The following is a 23,903-nucleotide window of genomic DNA, read 5'->3' on the forward strand; positions in this document are numbered from 1 at the left end:
CGCAGCATGATTGATCGGGGGTGTCTCTTCGTCCGATCAGGGTGGCAGACTCATTTCTGGACTACCGGACTGCCGGAACCGGTTTAGCGCAGGAGCGAAAGAACACCCTGGCTGGACTGGTTTGCCTGGGCCAGCATTGCGGTGCCGGCCTGGGACAGGATGTTGGCCTTGGTGAACTTGACCATTTCCTGAGCCATGTCGACGTCGGCGATGCGGGACTGAGCGGCCTGCAGGTTTTCACCGGCGATGTTCAGGGACTTGATCGTGTACTCCAGACGGTTCTGGGACGCACCCAGGTCCGAACGCTGAGCGGATACGGCCGCGATGCTCTTGTCGAGGTCGGCGATCGTCTGCGTTGCTTCAGCCGCCGTCCCAACCTTGAATCCCGCTGCGCCGGTTGCGGCCGAGAACGCAGCTCCGGTGTTGATGCTGGTTGCAGCATTGCCGAGATTGACAGAAACTACGTTGTCGGCTGCACCATCGGCGCCGGCCTGGATGCTAATGACGCCAGCCGTGCCCGCGGAACCATCCAGCAACTTGATTCCCGCAAAGTTGGTGGAAGTCGTGATGCGGTCCAGCTCTTTACCGAGGCCGTCGGCTTCGGTCTGGATGGCTGTACGTGCGTCCGTGTTGTTCGTGTCGTTACCACCCTGAACAGCCAGGTCGCGCATACGCTGCAGGATGGAGTGGACCTCGGTCAGGGCGCCTTCAGCGGTCTGAATGACGCTGATGCCGTCCTGGGCGTTGCGGGCGGCCTGCGCCGAACCGGTGACCTGAGACTTCAGGCCCTCGGAGATGGAGAGGCCTGCTGCGTCATCGCCGGCGCGGTTGATGCGCAGACCGGTGGACAGCTTCTCCAGCGACTTGGAGAGATCGGACTGCGTGGCGTTGAGGTTGCGGTACGAGTTGTTAGCCGCGAGGTTGTTGTTAATGACGAAGCCCATGATGTTTCCTCCGTGAGTGGGACTGTAAGCGATGGCCCATCCGTGGGCCTTCAGCAGTAGCTATCGCACTTTGGGAAGCACAGGTAAGCAGAAATGCAGAATTGTTTTTGGATTTCCTCGCCCGCTAAATTTCGCGTGTTATCAGTCTTATTCCCGCTAACGGATCCTCGGGCCCCGCCGATAGTTTCTACGAGCCCAGCTGTTGGCGCATCGTCCGCACGATGACATAGACGCCTCGGGACACCCGTAACTCGCACCATTCACACATGAGGGAGCCGTCCGGACCATGGCCATCCACGAACTTTCAGCCCTGCTGTGGCGGGAGCGTGAACTCCTGGACGTTCTGACTTTCAAGCTTGAGGAAGAACAGCTGTTGCTGACCTCGGGCAAGTCCCGCTGGCTGCCCCACGGGACCAAGGAAGTGGAGCAGGTGCTGGGTCACCTCTCCCAGGCCAGCCTGGCGCGCACGATTGAAGCCGCCGTCGTCGCCGAGGTCTGGGGACTCCCCACCGATGCCTCCCTGGCCGAACTCGCCGCCGCCGCCCCGGAAGGCGCCTGGGCCGAGGTCCTCACCGCGCACCTGACGGCGCTGACCCGCCAAACGGCGCTGATCAAGGAACTGCGGGATTCCAACGAGCAGTATCTGCGCACAGCGGTCCGCTCCACGCAGGAGTCACTCGCCGACCTCAACCCCACGGCCGCGGCGGGCACCTACGACGCCCACGGCAAGACCGGGCAATCCGCCGGCTCCCGCATCTTCGACCAGCAATTCTAAGGAAGCGACCATGAGCACCTTCGGCGCCCTGAACACCGCCTACCGTGGGCTGACCGCCGCCCAGCAGGGCATGAACGTGGCAGGGCAGAACATCGCCAACGCCGCCACCGAGGGATACACCCGTCAGCGTGTAGACCAGTCCTCGCTGGCCGCCCCTGCCCGCGGGCTCTTCAGCGGCGGCGCACTGCAGGCCGGGCAGGGTGTTTCGGTGGACGCCATCGCGCGGCTCGGCAGCAGCTTCCTCGATGGCAGTGTTCGCTCGGCCGGAGCCCAGGCTGGCTACGCGAGTGCTCGTTCCTCTGCCCTGCAGGGCATTGAAGGAATTCTCCAGGAGCCAGGCGAAAACGGTATCTCGACCGCGCTGCAGGGCTTTTGGTCCGCTTGGCAAGCCGCCGCCAACCAGCCTTCGGAGGACGGCCCGAAAGGGCTCCTGCTGAACGCTGCCAACTCCGTGACGGACAAGATCTCCTCCGCCTATCAGGCCCTCGACTCGCAGTGGAGCAGGACCCGCGCCCAGGCCTCCGACAATGTGGACGCCGTGAACGCGGCCGCTGCCCAGGTCGCTTCTTACAACACAACTATCCGTTCCACCCTCGCAGCCGGCGGATCGGCCAATGAACTGATCGATGCACGGGCCAAGCTCACGGACAAGATTGCCGGCCTCGTCGGGGGCACTGTCCGCGAGCAATCCGACGGCACAGTCGACGTCCTTGTCGGCGGCAACGCGCTGGTTACGGGCGGCTCATTGCGGACGCTCGCTCTCTCGGGTTCCCCATCGGATCGGATGGGATCGACTGTGCAGTTGGTGTGGCAGAACCCGGCTGGAGTCGCAACCCCTGATGGCGGCCAAGTCGCCGGAGCATTATCCGTGCTGGCGCCCATCGCCACACCGCCGTCCACTCCTGGCTCTGGTGGCGCCATCGCCGAGGCCGCCGAGTCCTTTAACAAATTCGCCACGGCCCTCGCTACGGCCGTGAACCCCATCCACGCGACGGGAGTCACGGGCACCGGCGCCACCGGCGTCGGTTTCTTCACCATCCCCGGCACCGGCCCCGCCGCGCTGAACATCAAGGGACCGGCAAACACCGCCGATATCGCCCTCAAGGCATCGACTGGCGGCCCCCTTGACACCAGCATCGCGGACAAGATCTCGCAACTCGGCACCGGTTCAACCTCACCGGACAAAGCCTGGTCAGGCATTGTCACAAACATCGGCGTTCAGTCCCGCGGAGCCCAGCAGCACGAATCACTCACCGAAGCCGCTCAGGTATCCGCACTGACAAGCCGGTCCTCCCAGGCGTCAGTGAGCTTGGATGAGGAAAACGTCAGCCTGCTGACCAACCAACACGCCTACCAGGCCGCGGCCCGGGTAATGACCGCCGTCGACGAAGCCCTCGACGTCCTGATCAACCGCACCGGATTGGTAGGAAGGTAGCCACATGCTGAACCGGGTAACAAACCTGACCATGAGCGCGAACGCCCAGCGTACACTGCAGACCCAGCAGTCCAGGCTGGCCGAGCTGCAGGAAAAAGCGACCACGCTCCAGAAGATCTCGCGCCCGTCGGACGATCCTGCCGCCACCGCGCAGGCCCTCGAGACCCGCGCGCTCCTCGCCGCCAACGCTCAGTACGGCCGCAACATTGACGATGGCAACACGTGGCTCACGGCGGCGGACTCCGCCCTCGAACAGGCAACCAACGTGATGCACCGGATCAAAGACCTCACGGTCCTGGCCGGCAACGGCTCGCTCAACCAAACCGGCAAGGACGCAATCGCCAACGAGCTGGACTCCTTGAACAAGGACCTGGTTTCGATCGCCAATAGCAAGCATCTGGGCCGCAACATCTTTGCCGGCAGCTCGGACGCCGCCAGTGCCTTCACAGGCACCCCTCCCGCGCTCGACGGTCTGCCCAAGAGCCCCGTGGAACGGCGCATCAGCGCCACCGAAACCGTCCGCGTCGACGCCGACGGCGCTGCGATCTTCGGTAGCGGTAACGGCTCGGTCTTCGATATCGTCAGCAAGATGGCGGCCGACTTGCGGACAGGCACGGACATTTCGCCGCGAGTGGCGGGCGTCGACACTGCATTCAAGAACATCGTCAACGGCCGTTCGGAAATTGGAACGCGCCAGGCGCGGCTGGATCGGGCTGGCAGCGCCAACACAGAACTGGAGGCCTCCTTGGACGCACAGAAGACCGGCATTGAAACGGCAGACCTTGGCAGCGTCATCATGGACCTGAAACTTCAGGAGACCAACTACCAAGTGGCCCTCGCCGCGACGGCCAGGGTGCTTCAGCCCACCCTCATGGACTTCCTGCGGTGAGCACCCCGGTCATGGACACTCCCGTCGCTAGCCTGCCCGTCACTTTCACCGCACCCATGCCAGGCTTCGAGGATCTGCACGATTTCGTGCTGCGGAGCGTCGAGGGCGCGGCCGGACTGTACGCATTGGAGGCCGGGTCAAGCCCGGTGCGGCTGTTCCTGGCCGACGCCGCCGTGTTCGCGCCGAGCTACGCTCCGCCGATCCCGGCAGCATCACTGGATGCACTGGAACTTGACGAGCGGGAGGCACCCCAGGTGCTGATCGTGGTCAACCACTCCCCCGGCTCCACGACGGTCAACCTCATGGCGCCGATTGTTCTCAACCGCGGCACGGGCCGCTGCACGCAACTGGTGCTGGACGGCCGGGACTTCCCGCTCCGGGCCGAGCTCGGCTCGCTCTAGCCAACCCGCCTGCTCTAGCCAGTCCGCGGGGCAAGGCGCGCAGCTCCGCGCTGTGCCGCCCCGCCTCACCAGAAGTGCGCCACATCCACCACGAACCGTGACCCGGCGCCCGGCCCTGACAAGGTCTGGACCCGGAACGGCAGCCGCGCACGGATCCCCAGGCCCAGGCTGCTGTAGCCTTCGAAGCTGCCCGCCCACGCCACCTGCCGGAACGTTTGGTAGCCGGCCACGTCCGTCAGCTCACTCTTGTTCGGCGGGTTGTAGGTGGGTTTGCCGGCGTCGTCATATGCAGGCGCATTGACCGTGAGCTGAATGAAGGCCTGGCCTTCCAGCGGGATCGGCAGGCCGGACCCGTCCTGTACCACCTCGGGCACGTAGCGGATGGAGTAGCCGGCCACAGGGCCGTTGAGATCAATGACCAGCCGGTCAAAACAGTAATGCTGACCGGTCCGCACGTTCACCACCTTGGCCTGGCTCATGGCCGGATCCGTTTTGCTCAGCGAACCCCAGACCTGTCCGCAGTACGGGTCCGCGGCGGCCGGCGCAGGCGCAAGCACCCCGAGACCGGCGGCCGGCGCAGGCGCAAGCACCCCGAGACCGGCGGCCATCAGCACTGCCGCGAGCAAAGCGTGGGTCTTCTTCAACTGGATCTTTTTCACGGCGGGCCACCCTCTGGTGCTGCCTGAGCTCTTGAGCTGGCTGAACAGTCAGTGCAGGTCAGACGCTTTCAGCGTAGGCGGCGCCGAACGGGCGGGCGAGGCCCCCAACCTTATCGGCGCCCAACTGTTAATGTGGCCCGTTCCTGGTCACGGACGGATTTCACAGACAGATTTCGAGACCTACCTTCACGAACAGATAACACGCGCAGCCGCGGGCTATGCCACAAACGGCGAAGCGCCGGCACCCTCGCAGGTCCGGCGCTTCGTGCGGCTTGCTGTCTTATCAACAGCGGAACGTCGCCAGCTGCGGAGCAGCCGGAACGCGGAAAGACTCTTAGCCTTCGCAGTCGCGGCAGTACTTCATGCCGTTCTTTTCGAGGGCGACCTGGGACCTGTGACGGACCAAGAAGCAGGAGGAGCAGGTGAATTCGTCGGACTGCTCGGGAACAACAATGACCGTCAGCTCTTCGCCGGACAGATCCGCACCCGGGAGATCGATGCCTTCAGCAGTGTCATTCTCATCGACGTCGATCACAGCAGTCTGCGCGCCGCCGCTGCGGGACGCCTGAAGGGCCTCCAGCGACTCAGCGGGAGATTCTTCTTCTGTCTTGCGTGGGGCGTCGTAATCGGTAGCCATATCGGGGTTCACTTTCGTTGCTGCGCAGCGCCATTTCAGGCACCTCAGTGAAGCAGTTTAGGACATTATGCATGGAGTTGAGGAATAGTGTGGCCAATCAGACACAATGAGTCGGAGGGGGCGCGGAAGCCAGGGCCCGCGGCCCAGGCCGCGGCCAACACGCGGGCAGTTCAGGCGACCGGCCAGACCACCAGCGTCTGCCACTTCGCCGGGTCGGGCTCGGCGCCGGGATCGGTAAGGTAGTACTCCCACATTGCTTCCCCCGGGCTCGCGCCGTCCTGCCGCATCCGCGCCATGATCGCGCCGTAGGTCTGCTGCAGCGATTCGTAGGGCCCGATGTGCATCGCCTCGTAGGCCCGGCCTGCGGGGAGTGCCCCGGCGACAACAGCAGTCTCCGCGCCGCTTGGATTCGTGAAGGGTGCCGCGAGGGGGAACCCCGCCTCGACGTCGACGACGTCGGTCGGCTTGCCTCGGTACAGGGCGAACGGGGGTCCGGCCAGCTGGACATGCTGCTCCTGCACCGCACCCATGACGGCGCCGAAGGCACGGCCGAAAAAGTCCCGGAGCGCATTCATCGGGACAGTCTCACGCACCACTGCAGTCGGCTGTTCCTTGAGTTGGGCGGGCTTGATGTCCGGAGCCGCCCCCGGGTTCGTTTGAGTCATACGCCCAGACTCTGCCGCGTCCAATCCGCGGTCTAGGGCCTTACGTCCCGCGCCCACGGAGCGCCCACAGAGCGCCGCCCACGGAGGGTTCACGGAGGGTTCACGGAGGGCCAGCAGCGTGTCCGGCCGCACGCCCGGACACGCGGACCCTTAGGCCCGCGGATAAATAAATGAACTTTATTCATATTAGGTCTTGCCCCGCATCGCGATTCCCCCAATACTAAATGAACAACGTTCATTTATGTGACCCCCGTCTCACTGGAGTAGCCATGATCGAAATCACGTCTCTCGACACCCCGCCCTCCCTCGCCCGTACAACACCGTCCAGCCGGCCGGCACTGCGGGTCGGCGTCGTGCAGCACCGCTGGCATCCTGACGCCGCGGCCCTGCACGCCGAACTGGACGAAGGCATCGGGCGGGCCGCCCGGTTGGGGGCCGACGTCGTCTTCCTGCCCGAGCTCACACTGTCCCGGTATCCCGCGGACACCCTGCCCGAAAATGACACCACCCGCGGCGGGGCCCCGCGCCCGCGGCCCGCGGACATCGCCGAGGACCTGTTCACCGGCCCCACCTTCCGCTTCGCGGCGGACGCGGCCCGCCGGCACGGAATCTGCGTCCACGCCTCGCTGTACCAGAAGGCGGAGAACCCGGACGGTTCTGACGACGGCCTGGGCCTGAACACTGCCATTCTGGTCTCCCCCGACGGCGAACTGCTGGCCCGCACGCACAAGCTGCACATCCCCGTCACGGCTGGCTACTACGAGGACAAGTTCTTCCGCCAGGGCCCGGACGGCGATGACGCCTACGCGGTCCACTCCCCCGCCGAGCTCGGCGGCGCACGGTTGGGCATGCCCACCTGCTGGGATGAATGGTTCCCCGAGTTGGCGCGGATTTACTCCCTCGGCGGGGCCGAACTCCTGGTCTACCCCACCGCCATCGGCTCCGAGCCGGACCACCCGGACTTCGACACCCAGCCGTTGTGGCAGCAGGTCATTGTGGGCAACGGCATTGCCAACGGGCTGTTCATGGTTGTCCCCAACCGCTGGGGAAGTGAAGGCACGCTGAACTTCTACGGCTCCTCCTTCATCTCCGATCCCTACGGACGGATCCTGGCCCAGGCACCTCGCGACGAATCCGCCGTCCTCGTCGCGGATCTGGACCTTGACCAGCGCAAGGACTGGCTCACGCTCTTCCCATTCCTGGCTACGCGCCGGCCGGACACCTACGCCCGGCTGACCGAACCCGTTCGCGCCGACGCCCCGCTCGGCCTCGATCCGTATGAGGCCCTGCAGAAGGAAACTGTGCATAAGGAAACTGCGCAGAAGGTCACGGCATGAGCGTCTGGCGGATGCCGTCCGAAACGGCACCCCAGGACCGCGTCTGGATGGCGTTCCCCACCGGCGGCTACACGCTGGGCGAAACAGAGGCAGAAGCCCACGCCGCCCGCTCAGTCTGGGCCGCCGTCGCGAACGCCGTCGTGGAGTTCGAACCGGTCACCATGCTGGTGGCGCCGGCGGATGCAGAGACCGCTGCCCGCTACCTCCACCCGGACATCGAGGTGGTCACCGCGGCCCTGAACGACGCCTGGATGCGGGATATCGGCCCCACGTTCGTCGTGGACGACGGCGGCCGGCTCGGCGCCGTGGACTGGGTGTTCAACGGCTGGGGCGGCCAGGACTGGGCCGCTTGGGACAAGGACTCGCTCGTCGCAGCTGCCGTCGCGGCACGCTCGGGTGCCAGCCACCTCGTCTCGCCGCTGGTGAATGAGGGAGGCGGCATCCACGTCGACGGCGAAGGCACGGTCCTCGTCACCGAGACGGTGCAGCTGGATCCGGGCCGGAACCCCGGGCTGAGCAAGGCCGACGTCGAGGCAGAACTGGCCCGGACCCTGGGCACCAGCCACGTCATCTGGCTTCCGCGCGGGCTGACTCGGGATTCGGAACGGTTCGGCACCCGCGGCCATGTCGACATCGTCGCGGCCATCCCGTCCCCGGGCACCGTGTTGGTCCATTCCCAGCAGAACCCGGCACACCCCGATTTCGAAGTCAGCCGGGACATCATCAGCCACCTCGCCACCACCCGGGACGCGGCCGGCCGCGAATGGAACATCATCGAGGTCCCCGCCCCGGAAACCCTGAGTGACGAGGAAGGCTTCGTCGATTACAGCTACATCAACCACCTGGTGGTCAACGGCGGCGTCATCGCCTGCACGTTCGGCGACCCGATAGACGAAAAAGCCTTGCGCATCCTCGGCGACGCCTACCCCGGCCGCAAAGTGGTGGGCATCGACGCCCGCGAGCTCTTCGCCCGCGGCGGCGGCATCCACTGCATCACCCAACAGCAACCGTCCGCCTCCCAGAACAAAGGTCAGCCATGAGTCAAACTATCGGCCGTGAAGACGGCACCACCACACACGACGTCGTCGATCCGGCCGGTTCCAAACACGGCATCACGGGCAAGGGGCTCAAGGGCGGCCAGCTGGGCCTGCTCGCCGTCGTGGTCCTGGGCATCTCCTCCGTGGCGCCCGCCTACAGCCTCACCAGTTCGCTGGGACCGGCCGTCGGCGCCGTGGGCGTGCAGTTGCCGGCGATCTTCATCGTCGCGTTCATCCCCATGATCCTGGTGGCGTTCGCCTACCGCGAGCTCAACGCCGATTCCCCGGACAGCGGCACCACCTTCACGTGGGCCACCAAGGCGTTCGGCCCGTTTGTCGGCTGGATGGGCGGTTGGGGGCTGCTGGCCGCCAACATCATCGTCCTGTCCAATCTCGCCGGCGTCGCGGTGGACTTCTTTTATCTGTTCCTGGCCCAGGTGTTCAACAACCCCGAACTCGCGGACCTGACTTCGAACACGGCCGTGAACATTGTTACCTGCCTGGTGTTCGTGGCACTCGCCGTCTGGGTCAGCTACCGCGGCCTGCACGCCACCAAGCTCGTGCAGTACAGCATGGTCGGATTCCAGGTGCTGGTCCTGGCCGTCTTCATCATCATGGCGCTCGGCCATGCAGCCTCCGGTGATGCGGGCACATCGCTCGCGTTCAGCTGGGACTGGTTCAACCCGGCGAAGATCGAGAGCTTCGAGCAGTTCACCGCCGGCATGTCACTGGCCGTCTTCGTCTACTGGGGCTGGGACGTCTGCCTCACCGTGAACGAGGAAACCAAGGGCGGCCGGGGCACCGCCGGGCGGGCGGGAACCACGACGGCGGTCGCCGTCCTGGCGCTCTACCTCGCCGTGATCGTGGCTACCATGATGGTGGCCGGCACCGGAGCCGACGGCATCGGCCTGAACAACCCGGACAACCAGGCGAACATCTTTGCAGCACTGGCCTCCCCCGTCATGGGTCCGCTGGCCATCCTGATGTCCCTGGCCGTGCTCTCCGGCACCGCGTCCTCCCTGCAGTCCACCATGGCCTCCCCCGCCCGCAGCCTGCTGGCGATGGGGCACTACGGGGCGCTGCCGCCGCGCTTCGCATCCGTCAGCAAGCGCTTCGGGTCCCCTGGCTACGCCACGGTGATCGCCGGCCTGCTGTCCGGCGGCTTCTACGCCGTCATGAAGGTGGTCAGCGAAAACGTCCTCAACGACACCATCATGGCCCTGGGCCTGATGATCTGCTTCTACTACGCCCTCACGGCGTTCGCCTGCACGTGGTACTTCCGGCACAGCCTGTTCGTAAGCGTCCGCAACTTCTTCATGCGGCTGCTGTTCCCGGTCCTGGGCGGCCTGGTCCTCACCGTGGTCTTCTTCCAGACCGCCGTGGACAGCTGGGCACCGGAGTTCGGCAGCGGCTCCGAGGTCTTGGGGGTTGGCCTGGTGTTCATCCTGGGCATCGGCATCCTCGCCCTCGGCGTCGTGGTCATGCTCGTGACCGCAAAGCTGCATCCGGGCTTCTTCCGGGGCGAGACCATCCGGAAGGACACCCCGGCGCTGGTGGTTCCGGAGTAGCCTCGCAGTAAGGACCCGCCGGCCCGGGTGAGCTCGGAGCCGGCGGGTTTTTGCGTGCGTCCGTCGCCCGCAAAGCTGCCATTGCATGTTGAGGAACACCTCCCCGTGCTAGATTCACGCTGTCTGCATTTCTGCGGGCTCTAGCGCAGCCTGTTCCGGGCGCGGCAATTTGGGGGAAATTTTTATGCTGCTATTCGACCGTGTCCGGCCTCTATCAATTCCGTTGTTCCTGGTTGTGGTCATGATGCTTTGCCTGGCACCGCTTGCCCCGGCATCCGCAGCGCCGGATATGACGACGGCGGTACGTGTAGCGTCCGCCGCGCCGTTGAAGACGCCCCCTGTGCCGACGGTCACGGGCAAAACAAAGGTCGGCTACACCCTGACCGCGGTCCCGGGCATCTGGGGTCCGTCACCCGTCACCCTGAAGTATCAGTGGAAGGCCAACGGTGTCGTCGTCATCGGCGCGACCGCCGCCACCTACAAACTGGCCGCGGCGCAGGCCGGCAAGGCCCTCACCGTCACCGTCACCGGAACGAAGGCCGGCTACACCACCGCCTCGAAGACTTCGACCCCCACCGCAGCCATCGCCGCCGGCTCGCTCGGGCCGGCCCCTGTGCCGACGATCACCGGCATGACAAAGGTCGGCTACACCCTGACCGCGGTCCCGGGCATCTGGGGTCCGGCACCGGTCACCCTGAAGTATCAGTGGAAGGCCAACGGTGTCGTCGTCATGGACGCGACCGCCGCCACCTACAAACCCGCCGCAGCCCAGACCGGCAAGGCCCTCACCGTTACCGTCACCGGAACGAAGGCCGGCTACACCACCGCCGCGAGGACTTCGGCCGGCACAGCAGCAGTCACGCCCGCGGGACCCGGCGTCGACGTGTCCTGGCCGCAGTGTGGCAAACCCCTGCCCAAGGGTCAGAGCTTCGCGATCATCGGTGTGAACAACGGTCTGGCGAACAACACCAACTCGTGCCTGGCCACCCAGCTGTCCTGGGCCGCCACGTCCACCGGCGGGACCGGCCAGCCCCTCGTGGCCCTGTACGTAAACACCGGAAACCCGGGGACCGCCGGCTCCTGGTGGCCCATCAGCAACACCTATGCCGGGAAGACCGTGGCCAACCCGTACGGCCAGTGCACCAAGGGGTCGGTCGGCTCGGCGTGCTCTTATATGTACGGATACGCCAAGGCCTACGACGACGCCAACATCCGCGGGGTCAAGAACCCGGCCTCCTACACCTGGTGGCTGGACGTCGAGACCGAAAACTCCTGGTCAACGAACAAGGCCGCTAACAGAGCCGATCTGGAGGGCATGGCCACCTACTTTGCCAGCATCGGCGCCAAAACAGGGCTCTACTCAACCGGCTACCAATGGGCACAGATCGTCGGCGCGGTGCCCTCGACAAGCAGCCTTTACGCCCAACGAAGCTGGCTCGCCGGCGGGAGCTCCCTCCAAAACGCCAGCAGCATGTGTTCGGCCGCGCCGCTGACAGGCGGCGGGAAAGTCACCATGGCCCAGTACATCTCGGGCGGCTTCGACTACAACAAGTCCTGCATCTGAGTTCCAGACGCCGGCCCGCCGCGCCCCATGTCCGGGCATGAAAAACCCCTCCTCCCGGCAAAATCACCGGGACGGAGGCCGGGCGGCGCTCACGGTCCGACGTTCAGCAGTTCCGGCTCTGACTCTCTCTCCGTCTCCGTCGCCAGGTGGGCGCCATTGCGTCGACGCAGATGCCTCTCCACCGCAAAACCCGCCAGGCCAAGGATCACGAAAACTACAATCACTGCGTAGTTCTGGTACCAGGGCGCTTCTGGCTGCCGAGGCCAAGCGATATTGACGATCTCAAAACCCAACCACAGCAGCGCGGCCACGTTCACTACTGGGCCAAGAACTCCCAGGCTGAAGGGTCCGGCCTTCCACGCTCCTTTCAGCCGAACTACCAGGGCGGCCAGCACTGGAAAGATGAATGCCACGTAGAAGCCGGCCGTCGCAAACGCAATGAGGGCGCCATAAACCTGTGATGCCGACAGGGCAAGAACAATCATTGAAGCGACCGCAGAGACTAAGAGTGCGTTGATGGGCAGCCGGTCTGTCTTGCTGAGGCGCCTCAGAAACTTGGCCGCAGGTAGGGCATCCAGCCTGGCGAATGCGAAAATCGACCGAGATACAGCTGCCTGGAGCGCCACTGTCCCTGCGATGAATCCCAGGACGATGGTCACCAGGAGCGGTTTAGTGATTCCCTCGCCAAGATTGGCAGTGAGGGTTGTCGTAATCGGGTCCGGGTCTGCCCCCGACATGGCGGCACCAATATCAGGGATTGCGAGGAGCAGGGCCAGGCACGAAAACGTGATGACAGATGCCACCGTGACCAGGGACGTCAGTACTGCCCGCGGCACCTTGCGTTCGGGAGATCGAACTTCCTCGGCTATTGCGCCCGCACTTTCAAATCCCACAAACGACCATCCGATAATTGCCACTGCGGCAAGGAAAGGCCCAAAGACATAGGCGGTGGTGTCCGGTGCGGTTCCGAAAGACTCCAGGATGGTGCTGAGGGAATTTCGGCGATGGAAGATGATGAGTACCAACCCGACTCCGAGGCTCGCGATGACCTCGCACACGATACTCACAGTCACCAGCAGACTCAGCCATTTCCGTCCGGCGGAGTTGGCTATGGTGCTCACCAATAGGATGACGGCGCCCAGCACGATCTTCGTTGTCGTGTCAGGCTGTTCGATGCCGAGCAATGAGGCCAGAAATGTGCCTCCACCGAAGGCCACAGCGGCAACTGTGATGATGAGGGTCCAGATGTAGGTCCATCCTGCGTACCAGCTGTAGGTGTGCCCGAGAAGGGACCTGGACCAAAGGCAGACCCCGCCGGCAACAGGCCAACGTGAAGCGAGCTCGGCAAGTACGGCCGCCACCAGGGCCTGGCCCAAGAGGACGACCAACAGACCCCACCAGAAGGCCGGCCCTGCGGCCATCAGGGCCAAGCCAAATACTCCGTACAAGCCGATAATTGGGGACATGAAGGCAAACGCCAACGAGAAGGAGGACCAGAACCCCATCTCCCGTTTGAGTTGGAGGGATTCAGGATCAGGCGTCTGTGCTGGACCAGGTACGTCCGACAACAGCTGGGACGGGGAGTTCATTGCTATGAGCCTTCTTTCGCTGGGACGGTCTTAGGGTGGAAGCTTCACAACGCGCGGCGGGCGTGGCTGATGCGCGGCCAAGGGCTTCGCCCTTGGCCTGTTGTGTTTTGGGATCATCAATGTTCGCCGTGTCTCACGGCTCACTAGTCCGGATTCAGTAGTCCGGGTAGAGCTCCGCGGACGCTGTAACTGGATTGAGTGGCTCGGCACTCAATCCAGGGTCACCGAGTGCCGCTTCCGCGAGCGCTTCGCACGTCGAGAAGCGGACGTCGCCTCGTTCCAGCGCAGTTTCGATAACGGTCCGCAGCGCCTCCAGCCGTCCTGCCCGCCCAGTGAGGAACGGGTGGCAGGTGAGCATGAAAAGAGCACCATGACGTCGCATTGCGTCGATCTCGTGAATCCACATGTCCGCCACGACAAGTGGCGACTGGATGATTTCACCGATCTTGGGTTCCGGAAGGAAGGCATACTGCTCCCAGTCATCCAGACTCCAATGTGGGGGGAGCTCCGCAACTGTGCCTGCGGGGGTTTCAATGAGATACGGGACGTCCGCATCCATCAGGCTGGAATCGTATTTCAACCCGTATTCAGCCACCAACGAGGGTGTCTGCCACGAGGGCTCCCACAGCGCGGCGCGGTGCCCCTTTGGAGAAATGCCGAAGCGCCCGAGTGCAGCCAGCGCCAGATCGAAGTCGGCGCGTTCGTCGTCGAAACTCATGTTCACCGCGGTGCGGTGAGTGTGTGAGTGGTGCGCGATCTCATGACCCGATTCCAGGACCTGTTCAACCATGCGGGGATATCGCTCCGCGGTTACGCCTGGAATGAAGAATGTCGCCGGCTGCTCCACGTCCTTCAACATCTGGAGAATCCGGGGAACACCCACCTTGGGTCCGAACGCCTGGTGAGTCATCGCCATCGCATTGTCGGCATAGCGCCGGCCGGCGGCCAGGACGGGGGACTCGGCGTCGACGTCGAAGGTCAACGCGGCAACGCAGGCCGCCCCCTGCCTCCAGCCGCTTTTATCGAATGTCATGTTCGTCCCTATGGGTCAGAAGAAATGGGTCAGAAGTCATGGGTGGAGAGCCAGTCGGCGTAATCGCCGAGGGCCCGCTGCAGCGGCCAGGCCGATTCGTAGCCGAGATCCGCGGCTGCGGAAGCGATGCTGAAGTGGCCCTGCAAGTCCAGGGTTGGATCCGTCCCGGGCCCGATCTCCACAGTGGCGTCCGGGAATGCGATCCGAACTTCTTTGACTACGTCGCTGAGTGTCCAGTACTCGCTGCCGGAGATGTTGTACGCCAGGGGCCTGGCCGAGGCCGTTTCTGGTGCCTGGACTGCCGCCAGGATGGCAAGAGCGACGTCGCGGACGTATACAAGGTTGTAGCGGTGGTCGGCTCCGTGGTCCTGTGAGAATGAACCGTCGCGGACTACGCCGCGCATAATATCCCGCATGACTTCATCCATGCGGTTTCCGGGTCCGTAAACCTGGCCGATGCGCAGGGAGATGACGTCGATTCCATACCTCTCGCCATAGACCTGTCCGAGCCATTCCCCGGTAACCTTCGTCACGGCGTAAGGCGTCGTCGGATTTACTGGCTCCGATTCGAGAACTACCGGTGCTGAGGTCTTTCCGTACACGCACTCGGAAGAGAAGTTGATGATCCGTTTGACGCCGTGGAGTCGTGCCGCCTCGAAAACCGCCACCGTTCCCTCGACGTTGGCAGCAAACGTAGCCAGGGGAAAGCTCAGGGAATAGGTCGGGTGGGATATGGCTGCGGTATGGACGATGGTGTCGACGTCGTGCTCCTTGAATACCTCGAGGAGACGAGGGATATCAAACAGTTCGCCCTGGACGGAAACTACATCGGGGCGTGGCGCCTCGATGAAGTCCCGGTTGTAGCTGACCGTTTGATGGCCGGCGTCGGCGAGTTGGTTGACTATGTGGCGTCCGGTGAATCCGGCACCACCTGTGACCAGAACAGAGCTCATGTGATATTGCCTTTCAGTAGGTGCGTTGGATGTGGGATTCAATGCCCAAGCGGGAACGTCGTGGTTCGACCACCGTCGACAACAAGGTTTGTTCCCGTGACATATGAGGATTCAGGACCCAGTAGCCACAGCGCAGCGGCTGCAATCTCCTCAGGCAGGGCGAATCGGCCAAGTGGTACGGACGCTTCGTCTCTGGCGCGTTCTTCTTCGTTCGCGAACTCGGCCGTAAGCATCGGGGTATCTGTCGTGCCCGGCGACAGTGCGTTGACCCGGACGCCGGCCGGTGCGAGTTCGGCGGCCAAAGACCGCATCATCGAAAGGACGCCGCCCTTGGTCGCGGTGTATGCCGTGTAGCCTGCCTGGCCGACAAGGGATAGCTCGCTGGCAGTGCAGACGAGCGATCCACCGCCGTTGCATGTGAGTGTTCGCGCCGCTGCCCGGGCGAAGTGGAAAGTGCCGGTCAAGTTCACCCGGATCAGTCTCTGCCACAGCTCGTCGGACGTTTCGGCGATGGGCGCAACACTGGAGACTCCTGCGGCGTTGAAGGCCCCGCTCAGTGGTCCGAGTTCTGCCTCGGCCTGGGCGAAGGCGCTATCGACCTGCAGGGACTCAGATACGTCGGCTTCGATGAAGATCACAGCACCCGACAGTTGGCGTTTTGCGTCATCCAGCAGACGGTCCGGGAGACCGACTGCCGCAACCTTTGCCCCTTGCGCCAGAAGGGCCCGAGAGGTCGCGAGACCTATGCCGGAACTGGCTCCGGTGACAAGGTAGGTCTTGTCCTGAAAATGGCTCATGTCTTCTCTTCCCCATTGGTTGTGGCAGGGCGGGCAGTATGCCCCGGTCACGATTTGGGGGCATACGCCGGAATTGCCGATTTGACCTAGATGGCTGATTAGCCAACGAGCGCACGAGTGTGGTCGTTAAGGAACATGCCGCGGGGGTCGAACTCCCGGCGTATCTGGATGAAGGTGTCAAGCTCCGGGTAGAGACGCTCCAAGCGGCTCCTCGTCATGAAATGGATCTTTCCCCAGTGTGCGCGTGGCTCGAATTCCTGCAGCACCGCATCCGCATCCCGGAAGAAGGGCCAGTAGTCGGTCCCAGGTTCGGTGGTCAGGGTGATCACGGTGGTGTCGCGTCCTTGGAACTGGGACATGTAACCTTCGTCGGCTTTCACCCAGCGGACCTCTACGGGGTACTTTTGGTCGGAATGCTTGGTGCGGATCAGATCCTGGACAGCCTGGACGGCCTCCAAGCCGTGTTCGCTGGGAACGAAGTACTCGAGTTCATGGAACGGTGTGGTGAATCCGCCCGGGTAGATGCGGTACGACCGGTCCAGCCGGGCACCTTCCGTGCGGGAAATTTCACGCTCGTCCTTGACCTGGGCGATGTTGTACCGCTTGGTGTAACTGCGGTTTGCCATGCTCTGGCCCGGCGAACCGGGCAGGTCCAGGAGCTCGCAGGAATCGTCGTCCGGGCACCAGAGGAACGAGTAGTGTCGGTTCCCGTCGATGTCGGCCTGCCAGGTTGCCGCGGTCTCCGCCCACGTGGGATAGGTAATCTCCTCCTGCAGGTAATAGCGGTCCTCGACCGCCAGTTCGACTTCCAGGAAGATTCCGAGCGTCCCCAAAGCGACCTGGGCGGCCCTGAGTTCGCGGAGCTGCCCTTCACCGATTTCGACGATTTCGCCGTAGCCGTTGATCAGCCTGACCCAACGCAGTGCTGATGAGAAGCTGCCCAGGTTCTTTCCGGAGCCGTGGGTGCTGGTCGCGAGTGCCCCGGCGATCTGCTGCTTGTCGATGTCGCCCTGGTTGCCCAGTGCCAGCCCCTGTTCCCACAGCGGATCGCCAAAGGCGTTGATGGTGGTGCCGGCCAGGGCCCTCGCACGGCGCCCCGTGAGGTCGGTTCCGGTGATTGCCGAGAGTGCGGACATGTCCATCAGGACGCCGCCCGTCTGGACAAGCGGTGAGGACGAATGCCCTGAGCCGACTGCGCGCACGGGCAGGCCTTCGCGGATGGCGAACCGGACGGCGTCGAGCGCTTCCTGTTCGTTCCGGGGCCGGACAGTGAAGGCCGGTGTGGCGCTCTGGTTGCCGCCCCAGTTGGTCCAGGTTACGTCTGTCCCGAAGGGAGCGGACGGGGTCGCGGCGCGCGCCGACGACGCGGAGTGGGAATGATTCGTGGTGGTCATCGCTGGGCTCCGATGCTGGTCTTAACGCTCATGCGCCGTGGTTGATCATGACGTGCTTGGTCCGGGAGTAATCGTCCAAGGCATACAGCGAGAGGTCGCGGCCGTAGCCTGATCCCTTGAATCCGCCCCACGGAACCTCGCAGGCCAGCACCAGGTGTGAATTGACCCAGACGGTGCCGAAATCGAGCTGCTTCGGAACGCGGAGCGAGAGGCTCGAATCCCGGGTCCATACCGAGGCGGAAAGGCCGTAGGGGCTCTCGTTTGCTCGAGTAATGGCCTCTTCAGTGGAACTGAAGGACTCGACGGTGACGACGGGACCAAAGATTTCGTGGGTAGCAATATGCGCCCCGGCCGGCACGTTGCTGATCACTGTGGGTTCAATGAAGTAGCCGGGGCCATCCAAGGCCGAGCCGCCGATGGCCACCTGAAGACCGGCAGCCTTTGCCTCGGCAAGCGATTCCTTCACACGTTCGAAGTGCGGGCGCGAAATCATGGGACCGATTTCGACGTCGTCCCCTGCGCCTGGGACGCCGACGACGAGCGTGCCGACTTCACGTACCAGGTGCTCGGTGAACTCCTCAGCCACGGACTCGTGGACGAGCACGCGGCAGGCGGCACCGCAGTCCTGGCCGGCATTCCAGAAGCCGGCGTTTCGCACGCCGGCGGCGGCCGCGCGGAGGTCGGCGTCGGGGAAGACAACAACTGGGGCCTTGCCGCCGAGTTCCAGATGCACGCGCTTGACGGACCTGGCCGCGGTCTCCGCCACTGCCTGTCCGCTGACGACGCTCCCCGTCAACGCAACGAGGGCGACGTCAGGGTGTTCGGAGAGTCGCTGCCCGACGGTTCGGCCTTTGCCCGTCACGACGTTGAGAATGCCGTCGGGGATGCGTCCGGCGACAAGTTCTGCCAGCTTCAGCGTCGATAGAGGAGTCTGTTCCGAGGGCTTGAGGACGATGCTGTTTCCGGCGGCCAGGATGGGCGCGATCTTCCACGCAGCCATCAGCAGCGGGTAGTTCCAAGGAGTGATGACGCCTACGACGCCGACCGGTTCCCTGAGGATGACCGACGTGTGTCCGGTGGCGTAATCGCCACCTGCCATGGAGGTCAGTGTGCGGGAAGCTCCGGCCATGAATCGGAAGGTGTCGATGGTGCTGGAGACATCGTCCTCCGCGACGGTCCGCGGTTTACCGGTGTTGGCGGACTCGATGATTTCGAACGCTTCACGGTTGGCTTCAATGATGTTGGCGATCAGGGAGAGCACCTCGGAGCGTTCCTTCGGGGTCGTGGCGCCCCAGGACTTCTGGGCCGCCACGGCCGCCTCAACCGCAACGTCCACATCCGAGGCTGTGCCGGCCTGCACCGACGCGATGACCTGCTCCGTGGTGGGATCTACGACGTCGATCAGCCGGGTCGAGGAACCGGGAACAAACGCTCCACCGATGAAGTGCCCCGTCGGAGGCAAAACGCTGGCGCAGCTTTGCTCCGCGGAAGAGCGTCGGACTGTGAACTGCTCGATGTTAGTGAGTGTCATGGTACTTAGCCTTTGCTTTCTGCGCCGGTCTCGGCGTCGGGAGTTTGTGTTGGGGCCGGGCGGTACGCCCGCGGAGGGCGGTCTGCCCGCGGTGGGCGTTAGCCCGGGAGGGCGTTAGACCCGTGGGGGCGTTAGACCCGTGGGGCTTCAATCAGGTCAGCTGCGAAGGCAGGCGACTGAAAGGGCGCTGCTTCCGACTCCTTCCGGAACACCCGCGCCGCAAAGTAGTACAGGGGTGCAACGACCACCAGGCCAACAATCCAGGAGACGTCCACGCCGTTCATCGCTGCGGCAATAGGGCCTGTGAACATCGCTGTTGCCGAGAACGGAACCTGGATCAGTGCGCCGGCAACATAGGCTCCGATCGCAACCCAGTTGAACCTTCCGTACATCCCGCCGTCGCGCTTGAAGAAGTCCTCAACCCTGTAGTCGCCGTGACGCAGGAGGTAGTAGTCGACCAGGTTGATGGCGGTCCAGGGAACCAGGACGTACATCAGGAAGGAGAGGAAGTTCGTGTAGAAGAAGATGAAATTGTCGCGGGCGAACAGCGCGATCGAGAGGGCGAGAGTGAAGATGAGGATCGCCGCAATGGTCCGGGTCTTGGCGTGGGGCAACCAGGTCGGCCTGAACGTCTGCCCAATGGTGAGCGTGCACAGGACCCCGCAGTAGAGGTTCATGGCGTTCGACGCCGCAACGCCGAGGCAGAAGATTCCGATGATCACCATGGTCCATGGCCCTAGCATGGCTCCCAGGCTCCCGACTATTTCGACGGTGCTGCCATCGTTGATCAGTGTCAGGGCAAGCGTTCCCACCAAGGCACCCAACACCATCGGGAAGAGTGTCCCCAGGACGCAGCCCGAGTAGGATGCCCAGAACGCCGGGGCCGAGCCGGTGCCCTGAGGCATGTAGCGGGAGTAGTCCGAGACGTAGGGAGCGTAGGCGAGCTGCCAGAGGGCGGAGACGGAGATGGTGGCCATGAAGCCCACCCAGTTGAAGTTTCCCTGGTCCAGGAAGTTGGCCGGCAATCCGTGGACGACCAGGATCCAGACGAAGGCCAGCACCAGCGCCAGACCGGCCACGATGCTCAAGAAGCGTGCATAGGCGTGGATGAGCCGGTAGCCGAAGATGGTGGCAACGACGCTCAAGACGCCAATGACAATGATGCCTGCGTCAACACTGATGCCCGGGCTGACTGCGGCCAGTGCTTGACCGCCAAAGACGAGGTTCGCCGCGAAAAACCCGACGTACATGATCACCACGATGACAACGATCAGCAGCGCCCCGTACGAACCGAATTGGCCGCGGGTCTGAATCATCTGCGCCACGCCCAGCTGCGGGCCTTGGGCCGAATGCAGTGCCATGAAGATGCCACCGACAAGGTTTCCAATGATGATTCCGACGATGGCGGGCACAAAGCTGAGCCCGAACACCGTGGTCGCGAGTCCCCCGGTCACGATGGTCATGATCATGATGTTGGAACCGAACCAGATGGTGAAAAGGTCCCGTGCTTTGCCATGGCGTTCGTCGGCGGGGATGGGCTGAATGGTCTTGTCCTCGAGCCGGGGCACCTCGGCCGCGACGGCGTGAGTGGGGTGCGTGCTCATGATGCGTTCCTGGAGTACATGGGAACCTCTTTGTTCTGTCCCGGCGCTTCGTCGAGCACGGGATCTGATGTATCAATCATTCGTGACTTTTGTCACAGTGGAAATCCGGCGATTGAATAGACGCCGTAAACCTGTTCATACATATGTACGAATCAGGCGCGATGCCCAGCCCTTGTGGCTCAAACGGTGGCGGCTTGCAGTTCTTGGGCGACGTTGGCGGAGGCCTTGCTGCGGTTCACCATCAGGGCGAGGAGGTCGAAGACGAGGGTCGCCGCGGCGACTGTGGTGATGTCTGCGTGGTCGTAGGCCGGAGCGACCTCGACGACGTCGGCGCCCACGATGTTGATGCCGTCCAGTCCGCGGAGCAGGGCCAGCAGTTCGCGGGAGTGGAGCCCGCCCATTTCCGGGGTGCCGGTGCCCGGTGCGTAGGCCGGGTCGAGGACATCGATGTCGATGGAGACATAGACCGGGGTGTCGCCCAGCCGCTCCTTGACGCGCTGGATCGCGGCCGGAACCCCGATGACGTCCAGGTCCGAGCAGCGGATGATCTGGAAGCCGAACTCGTGGTCGCGGAGGAAGTCGTTGCGGTCGTAAACCGGGCCGCGGATGCCCACGTGTATCGACTTGTCCTCGACGAGGAGGCCTTCTTCGAATGCCCGGCGGAAGATGGTTCCATGCGTGACCGGCTGGTCGAAATAGGTGTCCCAAGTGTCCAGGTGTGCGTCGAAGTGGAGCAGGGCCACCGGGCCGTGGACCTTATTCAACGCCCGCAGCATCGGGAGCGCGATGGTATGGTCGCCGCCGATGGAGATGAGCCTCTTGCCGGAGCCGGCGTCGCCGAGGAGCGGGAGTGCCTGCTCCTCGATCTCGCGGACTGCACGGGCGATGTCGTAGGGGGTGCAGGCGATGTCACCCGCGTCGACAACCTGGGCTTCGTATACAGGCTCGACGTCGAGCTCCGGGTGGTAGCCGGGGCGCAGGAGCCGCGACGCTTCACGGACAGCAGCCGGACCGAAGCGGGCGCCCGGGCGGTAGGAGGTACCGCCGTCGAACGGGACACCGACAATCGCAATGTCATAGTCCGGGACGCGGTCGATTTGAGGAAGCCGGGCGAAGGTGCCCAGGCCCGCGTAGCGGGGGACTTTTGTTGCGTCGACGGGGCCGATTGGCTTGTGCGTGGTCATGACAGGGATCCTCCAGTTGCTTGGGTTCAGCCGGCCTGGCAGGTTCTTCTCTGTGCTGTGCTTCTGCGCCGGTTGAGGTCTATGCCTTAACTATTAGTGATCGGCGTCACGCGGTACAGGCGCCGATTGACTACAAATAACCGAGGGGCTTATACATGTGTATAAGCGGCCTTGGGGTGGCCTCCGGACTTATGAACAGGAACCACACATGGCGATCACCGTGGCCGAACTGCTGGCCGAACCCCAGCTTGGGCTGACCCTTCTGGCGGGCTCCGCAGGCCTGGGCAACCGGGTCACCTGGGCCCACACCTCCGACCTCCCGCGCTTGTGGGAATGGATCACCGGCGGCGAGCTCATGATGACCAACGGGCTCTCCATTCCGGCGGATCCTGAGGGGCAGGTTGAGCTGGCCGAGGCACTGGTCAACGCAGGTGCCAGCGCCCTGGCGATCGGCGAGCAGATGCATGCCCCTGAGCTCCTGCCCCAGTTTCTCGAAGCCTGTGACCGCCTGCCGTTGCCGGTCATCAACATCCCCTACCCGCTTCCGTTCATCGCCATCGCACGTTCGGTCGCTGAGTCTTCATTGCTTGAGGAGTCCCGCAAACTGCGTCAGACGGCCCGTATCTACGACCTGCTACGGCTGGCGGGGCCATCTGAGAACCACTGGCTGAGTCTGATCCTGGGCATCGAAGCTGAACTCGACGCCAGCCTCTTCGTGGTTGATCGACGGTGCCTGCATGCCTGGCATCCCGGAGGCCAGTCGCTGCCGCCGGACCTAAGGCGGCAACTTGAACCGCTGACCAGCAAGTCACCGGTCGCCAGCAAGAAGTTCCAGTGGCACCGTTTGGGCGACGGCCACCTTCTCATGATGGATATTCCGACTCACGCCAATGCGCTTCTGGTGGTGCTGCCTAAATCCGAGCCGCACCCGGATGCGGTGGTACTGCTCCATGCGGCCACAGTCCTTGGACTGGAGTTGTCGCGGACAGTGCTGTCCCTCGAGAACGAGCGCCGGCTGGGTGCGGAGTTCCTTTTGCAGGCCTTCGACGGGCGCCTGGGCATCGCCGACATTGAAAGCCGGCTGCCTGAGTTCGGGATTTCGACACGGGAATTCCTCATCATCTCCATGTCGAGCGAGGACGGTGAGCGCCTGGCCGGGATCCACGTTAATCTTTGGCGACACGGCTATCCGACGGCGTGCCAGCGCAGGTTCAATACATTGCACTTGGCTGTCGCCTCAGACTGCACCGACGATCTTCTGCGGCATGCCGTCCCCGTGGACGTGAGGATCGGGGTCAGCCGGCCTTCCGCAGCCGCTGGAACGCAGAGGGCTTTGCAGGAATCGATGTGGGCGCTTGGGACGGCAGCGAGCACCGGTGAGCGGTTGGTCCGCTATGCCGAGGGACCCTCGTGGCTGGGGCTTACCAGCTATGAGGAAGGCAACGCACTGGTCCAGCGGCTCCTCGGACCCATTTTCGAATACGAACAGAGCGAAAACGGGGACCTCATCGTTACGCTGAGGACGTTCCTTGACATGCAACGGTCCTGGCAGAAAACGGCGGCGGCCCTGTTCGCGCATCGGCAGACCATCATCTATCGCATCCGGAAAATCAGTGAGCTGACAGGCCTTGATATGACCGAAACCTCCACGCTGGCGCAACTCTGGTTTGCCCTGCAGATCCATGAAGCCATGGACCTCCAAGGCAATCCGCGGCGTCTGCCGACGGCTGAGGTCAGCACTCCACGACGTTGACGGCGAGGCCGCCCATCGCGGTTTCCTTGTACTTGGAGCTCATGTCCTTGCCGGTTTCCCGCATGGTCACGATGACCTCGTCCAGGGAGACCCGGTGGGTGCCGTCGCCCCAGAGCGCCATCTTGGCGGCGTTGATGGCCTTCGCGGCGGCGAT

22 protein-coding genes are annotated in these 23,903 nt (G+C 63.8%); 9 read left to right on the top strand and 13 right to left on the bottom strand.

The window, feature by feature from the left end:
- Positions 1–83: 83 nt before the first annotated feature.
- Positions 84–944, bottom strand: a complete 861-nt coding sequence (locus M2428_RS20310) for a flagellin (RefSeq protein ID WP_277527779.1) — start codon at positions 942–944, stop codon at positions 84–86.
- Positions 945–1,230: 286 nt separating this feature from the next.
- On the opposite strand from M2428_RS20310, the gene M2428_RS20315 reads away from it, so the two are divergent.
- From M2428_RS20315 to M2428_RS20330, 4 genes are read left to right on the top strand one after another with little or no spacing between them, the layout of a single operon-like run.
- On the top strand, positions 1,231–1,719 hold the full coding sequence (locus M2428_RS20315) for a flagellar protein FlgN (RefSeq protein WP_277527780.1): 489 nt from the start codon (positions 1,231–1,233) through the stop codon (positions 1,717–1,719).
- Between the two features lie 10 nt (positions 1,720–1,729).
- Positions 1,730–3,154: a flagellar hook-associated protein FlgK gene (flgK, locus tag M2428_RS20320; RefSeq protein ID WP_277527781.1), complete on the top strand. Its 1,425-nt coding sequence runs from the start codon at positions 1,730–1,732 to the stop codon at positions 3,152–3,154.
- Positions 3,155–3,158: 4 nt separating this feature from the next.
- Positions 3,159–4,043 carry a flagellar hook-associated protein FlgL gene (flgL, locus tag M2428_RS20325; protein ID WP_277527782.1) on the top strand — a complete coding sequence of 295 codons (885 nt, stop codon included), beginning with the start codon at positions 3,159–3,161 and terminating at the stop codon, positions 4,041–4,043.
- The gene (locus M2428_RS20330; RefSeq protein ID WP_277527783.1) at positions 4,040–4,444 is read left to right on the top strand and encodes a flagellar assembly protein FliW; all 405 of its coding nucleotides are present in this window, start codon (positions 4,040–4,042) and stop codon (positions 4,442–4,444) included. Before flgL ends, M2428_RS20330 begins: the two co-directional genes overlap by 4 nt.
- 65 nt (positions 4,445–4,509) lie before the next feature.
- Here M2428_RS20330 and M2428_RS20335 read toward each other — a convergent pair whose 3' ends face one another.
- From M2428_RS20335 to M2428_RS20345, 3 genes are all read right to left on the bottom strand, one after another.
- Complete coding sequence (locus M2428_RS20335; RefSeq protein WP_277527798.1) at positions 4,510–5,052, bottom strand: hypothetical protein; 543 nt, start codon at positions 5,050–5,052, stop codon at positions 4,510–4,512.
- 385 nt (positions 5,053–5,437) lie between these two features.
- The gene (locus M2428_RS20340) at positions 5,438–5,740 is read right to left on the bottom strand and encodes a DUF4193 domain-containing protein (protein WP_277527784.1); all 303 of its coding nucleotides are present in this window, start codon (positions 5,738–5,740) and stop codon (positions 5,438–5,440) included.
- 170 nt (positions 5,741–5,910) lie between these two features.
- Entirely contained in the window at positions 5,911–6,405 is a 495-nt protein-coding gene (locus M2428_RS20345; protein WP_277527785.1) for a GyrI-like domain-containing protein, read from the bottom strand.
- A gap of 269 nt (positions 6,406–6,674) precedes the next feature.
- On the opposite strand from M2428_RS20345, the gene M2428_RS20350 reads away from it, so the two are divergent.
- The 4 genes from M2428_RS20350 (at position 6,675) to M2428_RS22280 (ending at position 11,911) form a co-directional block, all read left to right on the top strand.
- Entirely contained in the window at positions 6,675–7,742 is a 1,068-nt protein-coding gene (locus M2428_RS20350; protein ID WP_277527786.1) for a nitrilase-related carbon-nitrogen hydrolase, read from the top strand.
- Positions 7,739–8,782 carry an agmatine deiminase family protein gene (locus M2428_RS20355; RefSeq protein ID WP_277527787.1) on the top strand — a complete coding sequence of 348 codons (1,044 nt, stop codon included), beginning with the start codon at positions 7,739–7,741 and terminating at the stop codon, positions 8,780–8,782. Before M2428_RS20350 ends, M2428_RS20355 begins: the two co-directional genes overlap by 4 nt.
- Positions 8,779–10,347 (top strand): APC family permease, encoded by a 1,569-nt coding sequence (locus tag M2428_RS20360; RefSeq protein ID WP_277527788.1) that lies wholly within the window; start codon positions 8,779–8,781, stop codon positions 10,345–10,347. The genes M2428_RS20355 and M2428_RS20360 overlap by 4 nt, the downstream gene beginning before the upstream one ends.
- Positions 10,348–10,531: 184 nt before the next feature.
- Positions 10,532–11,911, top strand: a complete 1,380-nt coding sequence (locus M2428_RS22280) for a hypothetical protein (protein ID WP_346780765.1) — start codon at positions 10,532–10,534, stop codon at positions 11,909–11,911.
- A gap of 89 nt (positions 11,912–12,000) precedes the next feature.
- Here M2428_RS22280 and M2428_RS20370 read toward each other — a convergent pair whose 3' ends face one another.
- The 8 genes from M2428_RS20370 to speB form a co-directional block, all read right to left on the bottom strand.
- Positions 12,001–13,500, bottom strand: a complete 1,500-nt coding sequence (locus M2428_RS20370; RefSeq protein ID WP_277527789.1) for an amino acid permease — start codon at positions 13,498–13,500, stop codon at positions 12,001–12,003.
- Positions 13,501–13,654: 154 nt separating this feature from the next.
- Positions 13,655–14,533 carry a polysaccharide deacetylase gene (locus tag M2428_RS20375; RefSeq protein ID WP_277527790.1) on the bottom strand — a complete coding sequence of 293 codons (879 nt, stop codon included), beginning with the start codon at positions 14,531–14,533 and terminating at the stop codon, positions 13,655–13,657.
- 29 nt (positions 14,534–14,562) lie between these two features.
- Positions 14,563–15,486, bottom strand: coding sequence for an NAD(P)-dependent oxidoreductase (locus tag M2428_RS20380; protein WP_277527791.1), 924 nt, complete (start codon positions 15,484–15,486; stop codon positions 14,563–14,565).
- 38 nt (positions 15,487–15,524) lie between these two features.
- Entirely contained in the window at positions 15,525–16,283 is a 759-nt protein-coding gene (locus M2428_RS20385; RefSeq protein ID WP_277527792.1) for an SDR family NAD(P)-dependent oxidoreductase, read from the bottom strand.
- A gap of 98 nt (positions 16,284–16,381) precedes the next feature.
- Positions 16,382–17,677, bottom strand: coding sequence for a D-arabinono-1,4-lactone oxidase (locus M2428_RS20390; protein ID WP_277527793.1), 1,296 nt, complete (start codon positions 17,675–17,677; stop codon positions 16,382–16,384).
- A 28-nt stretch (positions 17,678–17,705) separates the two neighbouring features.
- Positions 17,706–19,208 (bottom strand): aminobutyraldehyde dehydrogenase, encoded by a 1,503-nt coding sequence (locus M2428_RS20395; RefSeq protein ID WP_277527794.1) that lies wholly within the window; start codon positions 19,206–19,208, stop codon positions 17,706–17,708.
- A gap of 131 nt (positions 19,209–19,339) precedes the next feature.
- Positions 19,340–20,812, bottom strand: a complete 1,473-nt coding sequence (locus M2428_RS20400; RefSeq protein WP_277527795.1) for a cytosine permease — start codon at positions 20,810–20,812, stop codon at positions 19,340–19,342.
- Positions 20,813–20,991: 179 nt separating this feature from the next.
- Positions 20,992–21,996, bottom strand: a complete 1,005-nt coding sequence (speB, locus tag M2428_RS20405; protein ID WP_277527796.1) for an agmatinase — start codon at positions 21,994–21,996, stop codon at positions 20,992–20,994.
- A gap of 208 nt (positions 21,997–22,204) precedes the next feature.
- On the opposite strand from speB, the gene M2428_RS20410 reads away from it, so the two are divergent.
- Positions 22,205–23,749, top strand: coding sequence for a PucR family transcriptional regulator (locus M2428_RS20410; RefSeq protein ID WP_277527797.1), 1,545 nt, complete (start codon positions 22,205–22,207; stop codon positions 23,747–23,749).
- On the opposite strand, the gene M2428_RS20415 is transcribed toward M2428_RS20410, so the two are convergent.
- A partial coding sequence (locus M2428_RS20415) for an L-serine ammonia-lyase, iron-sulfur-dependent, subunit alpha (RefSeq protein ID WP_277527372.1) occupies positions 23,730–23,903 on the bottom strand: 174 nt, incomplete at its 5' end. The two genes, M2428_RS20410 and M2428_RS20415, sit on opposite strands and share 20 nt — an antisense overlap.

It is taken from the genome of Arthrobacter sp. ES3-54, from assembly GCF_029504395.1.
In the GTDB taxonomy this organism is placed as follows: domain Bacteria; phylum Actinomycetota; class Actinomycetes; order Actinomycetales; family Micrococcaceae; genus Arthrobacter.

What these genes read in the sequence shown, in the direction of transcription:
- M2428_RS20310 (WP_277527779.1), bottom strand. Translation starts at nt 944, where the DNA reads ATGGGCTTCGTCATTAACAACAACCTCGCGGCTAACAACTCGTACCGC.
- M2428_RS20315 (WP_277527780.1), top strand. Translation starts at nt 1,231, where the DNA reads ATGGCCATCCACGAACTTTCAGCCCTGCTGTGGCGGGAGCGTGAACTC.
- flgK (WP_277527781.1), top strand. Translation starts at nt 1,730, where the DNA reads ATGAGCACCTTCGGCGCCCTGAACACCGCCTACCGTGGGCTGACCGCC.
- flgL (WP_277527782.1), top strand. Translation starts at nt 3,159, where the DNA reads ATGCTGAACCGGGTAACAAACCTGACCATGAGCGCGAACGCCCAGCGT.
- M2428_RS20335 (WP_277527798.1), bottom strand. Translation starts at nt 5,052, where the DNA reads ATGGCCGCCGGTCTCGGGGTGCTTGCGCCTGCGCCGGCCGCCGGTCTC.
- M2428_RS20340 (WP_277527784.1), bottom strand. Translation starts at nt 5,740, where the DNA reads ATGGCTACCGATTACGACGCCCCACGCAAGACAGAAGAAGAATCTCCC.
- M2428_RS20345 (WP_277527785.1), bottom strand. Translation starts at nt 6,405, where the DNA reads ATGACTCAAACGAACCCGGGGGCGGCTCCGGACATCAAGCCCGCCCAA.
- M2428_RS20350 (WP_277527786.1), top strand. Translation starts at nt 6,675, where the DNA reads ATGATCGAAATCACGTCTCTCGACACCCCGCCCTCCCTCGCCCGTACA.
- M2428_RS20355 (WP_277527787.1), top strand. Translation starts at nt 7,739, where the DNA reads ATGAGCGTCTGGCGGATGCCGTCCGAAACGGCACCCCAGGACCGCGTC.
- M2428_RS20360 (WP_277527788.1), top strand. Translation starts at nt 8,779, where the DNA reads ATGAGTCAAACTATCGGCCGTGAAGACGGCACCACCACACACGACGTC.
- M2428_RS22280 (WP_346780765.1), top strand. Translation starts at nt 10,532, where the DNA reads ATGCTGCTATTCGACCGTGTCCGGCCTCTATCAATTCCGTTGTTCCTG.
- M2428_RS20370 (WP_277527789.1), bottom strand. Translation starts at nt 13,500, where the DNA reads ATGAACTCCCCGTCCCAGCTGTTGTCGGACGTACCTGGTCCAGCACAG.
- M2428_RS20375 (WP_277527790.1), bottom strand. Translation starts at nt 14,533, where the DNA reads ATGACATTCGATAAAAGCGGCTGGAGGCAGGGGGCGGCCTGCGTTGCC.
- M2428_RS20380 (WP_277527791.1), bottom strand. Translation starts at nt 15,486, where the DNA reads ATGAGCTCTGTTCTGGTCACAGGTGGTGCCGGATTCACCGGACGCCAC.
- M2428_RS20385 (WP_277527792.1), bottom strand. Translation starts at nt 16,283, where the DNA reads ATGAGCCATTTTCAGGACAAGACCTACCTTGTCACCGGAGCCAGTTCC.
- M2428_RS20390 (WP_277527793.1), bottom strand. Translation starts at nt 17,677, where the DNA reads ATGACCACCACGAATCATTCCCACTCCGCGTCGTCGGCGCGCGCCGCG.
- M2428_RS20395 (WP_277527794.1), bottom strand. Translation starts at nt 19,208, where the DNA reads ATGACACTCACTAACATCGAGCAGTTCACAGTCCGACGCTCTTCCGCG.
- M2428_RS20400 (WP_277527795.1), bottom strand. Translation starts at nt 20,812, where the DNA reads ATGAGCACGCACCCCACTCACGCCGTCGCGGCCGAGGTGCCCCGGCTC.
- speB (WP_277527796.1), bottom strand. Translation starts at nt 21,996, where the DNA reads ATGACCACGCACAAGCCAATCGGCCCCGTCGACGCAACAAAAGTCCCC.
- M2428_RS20410 (WP_277527797.1), top strand. Translation starts at nt 22,205, where the DNA reads ATGGCGATCACCGTGGCCGAACTGCTGGCCGAACCCCAGCTTGGGCTG.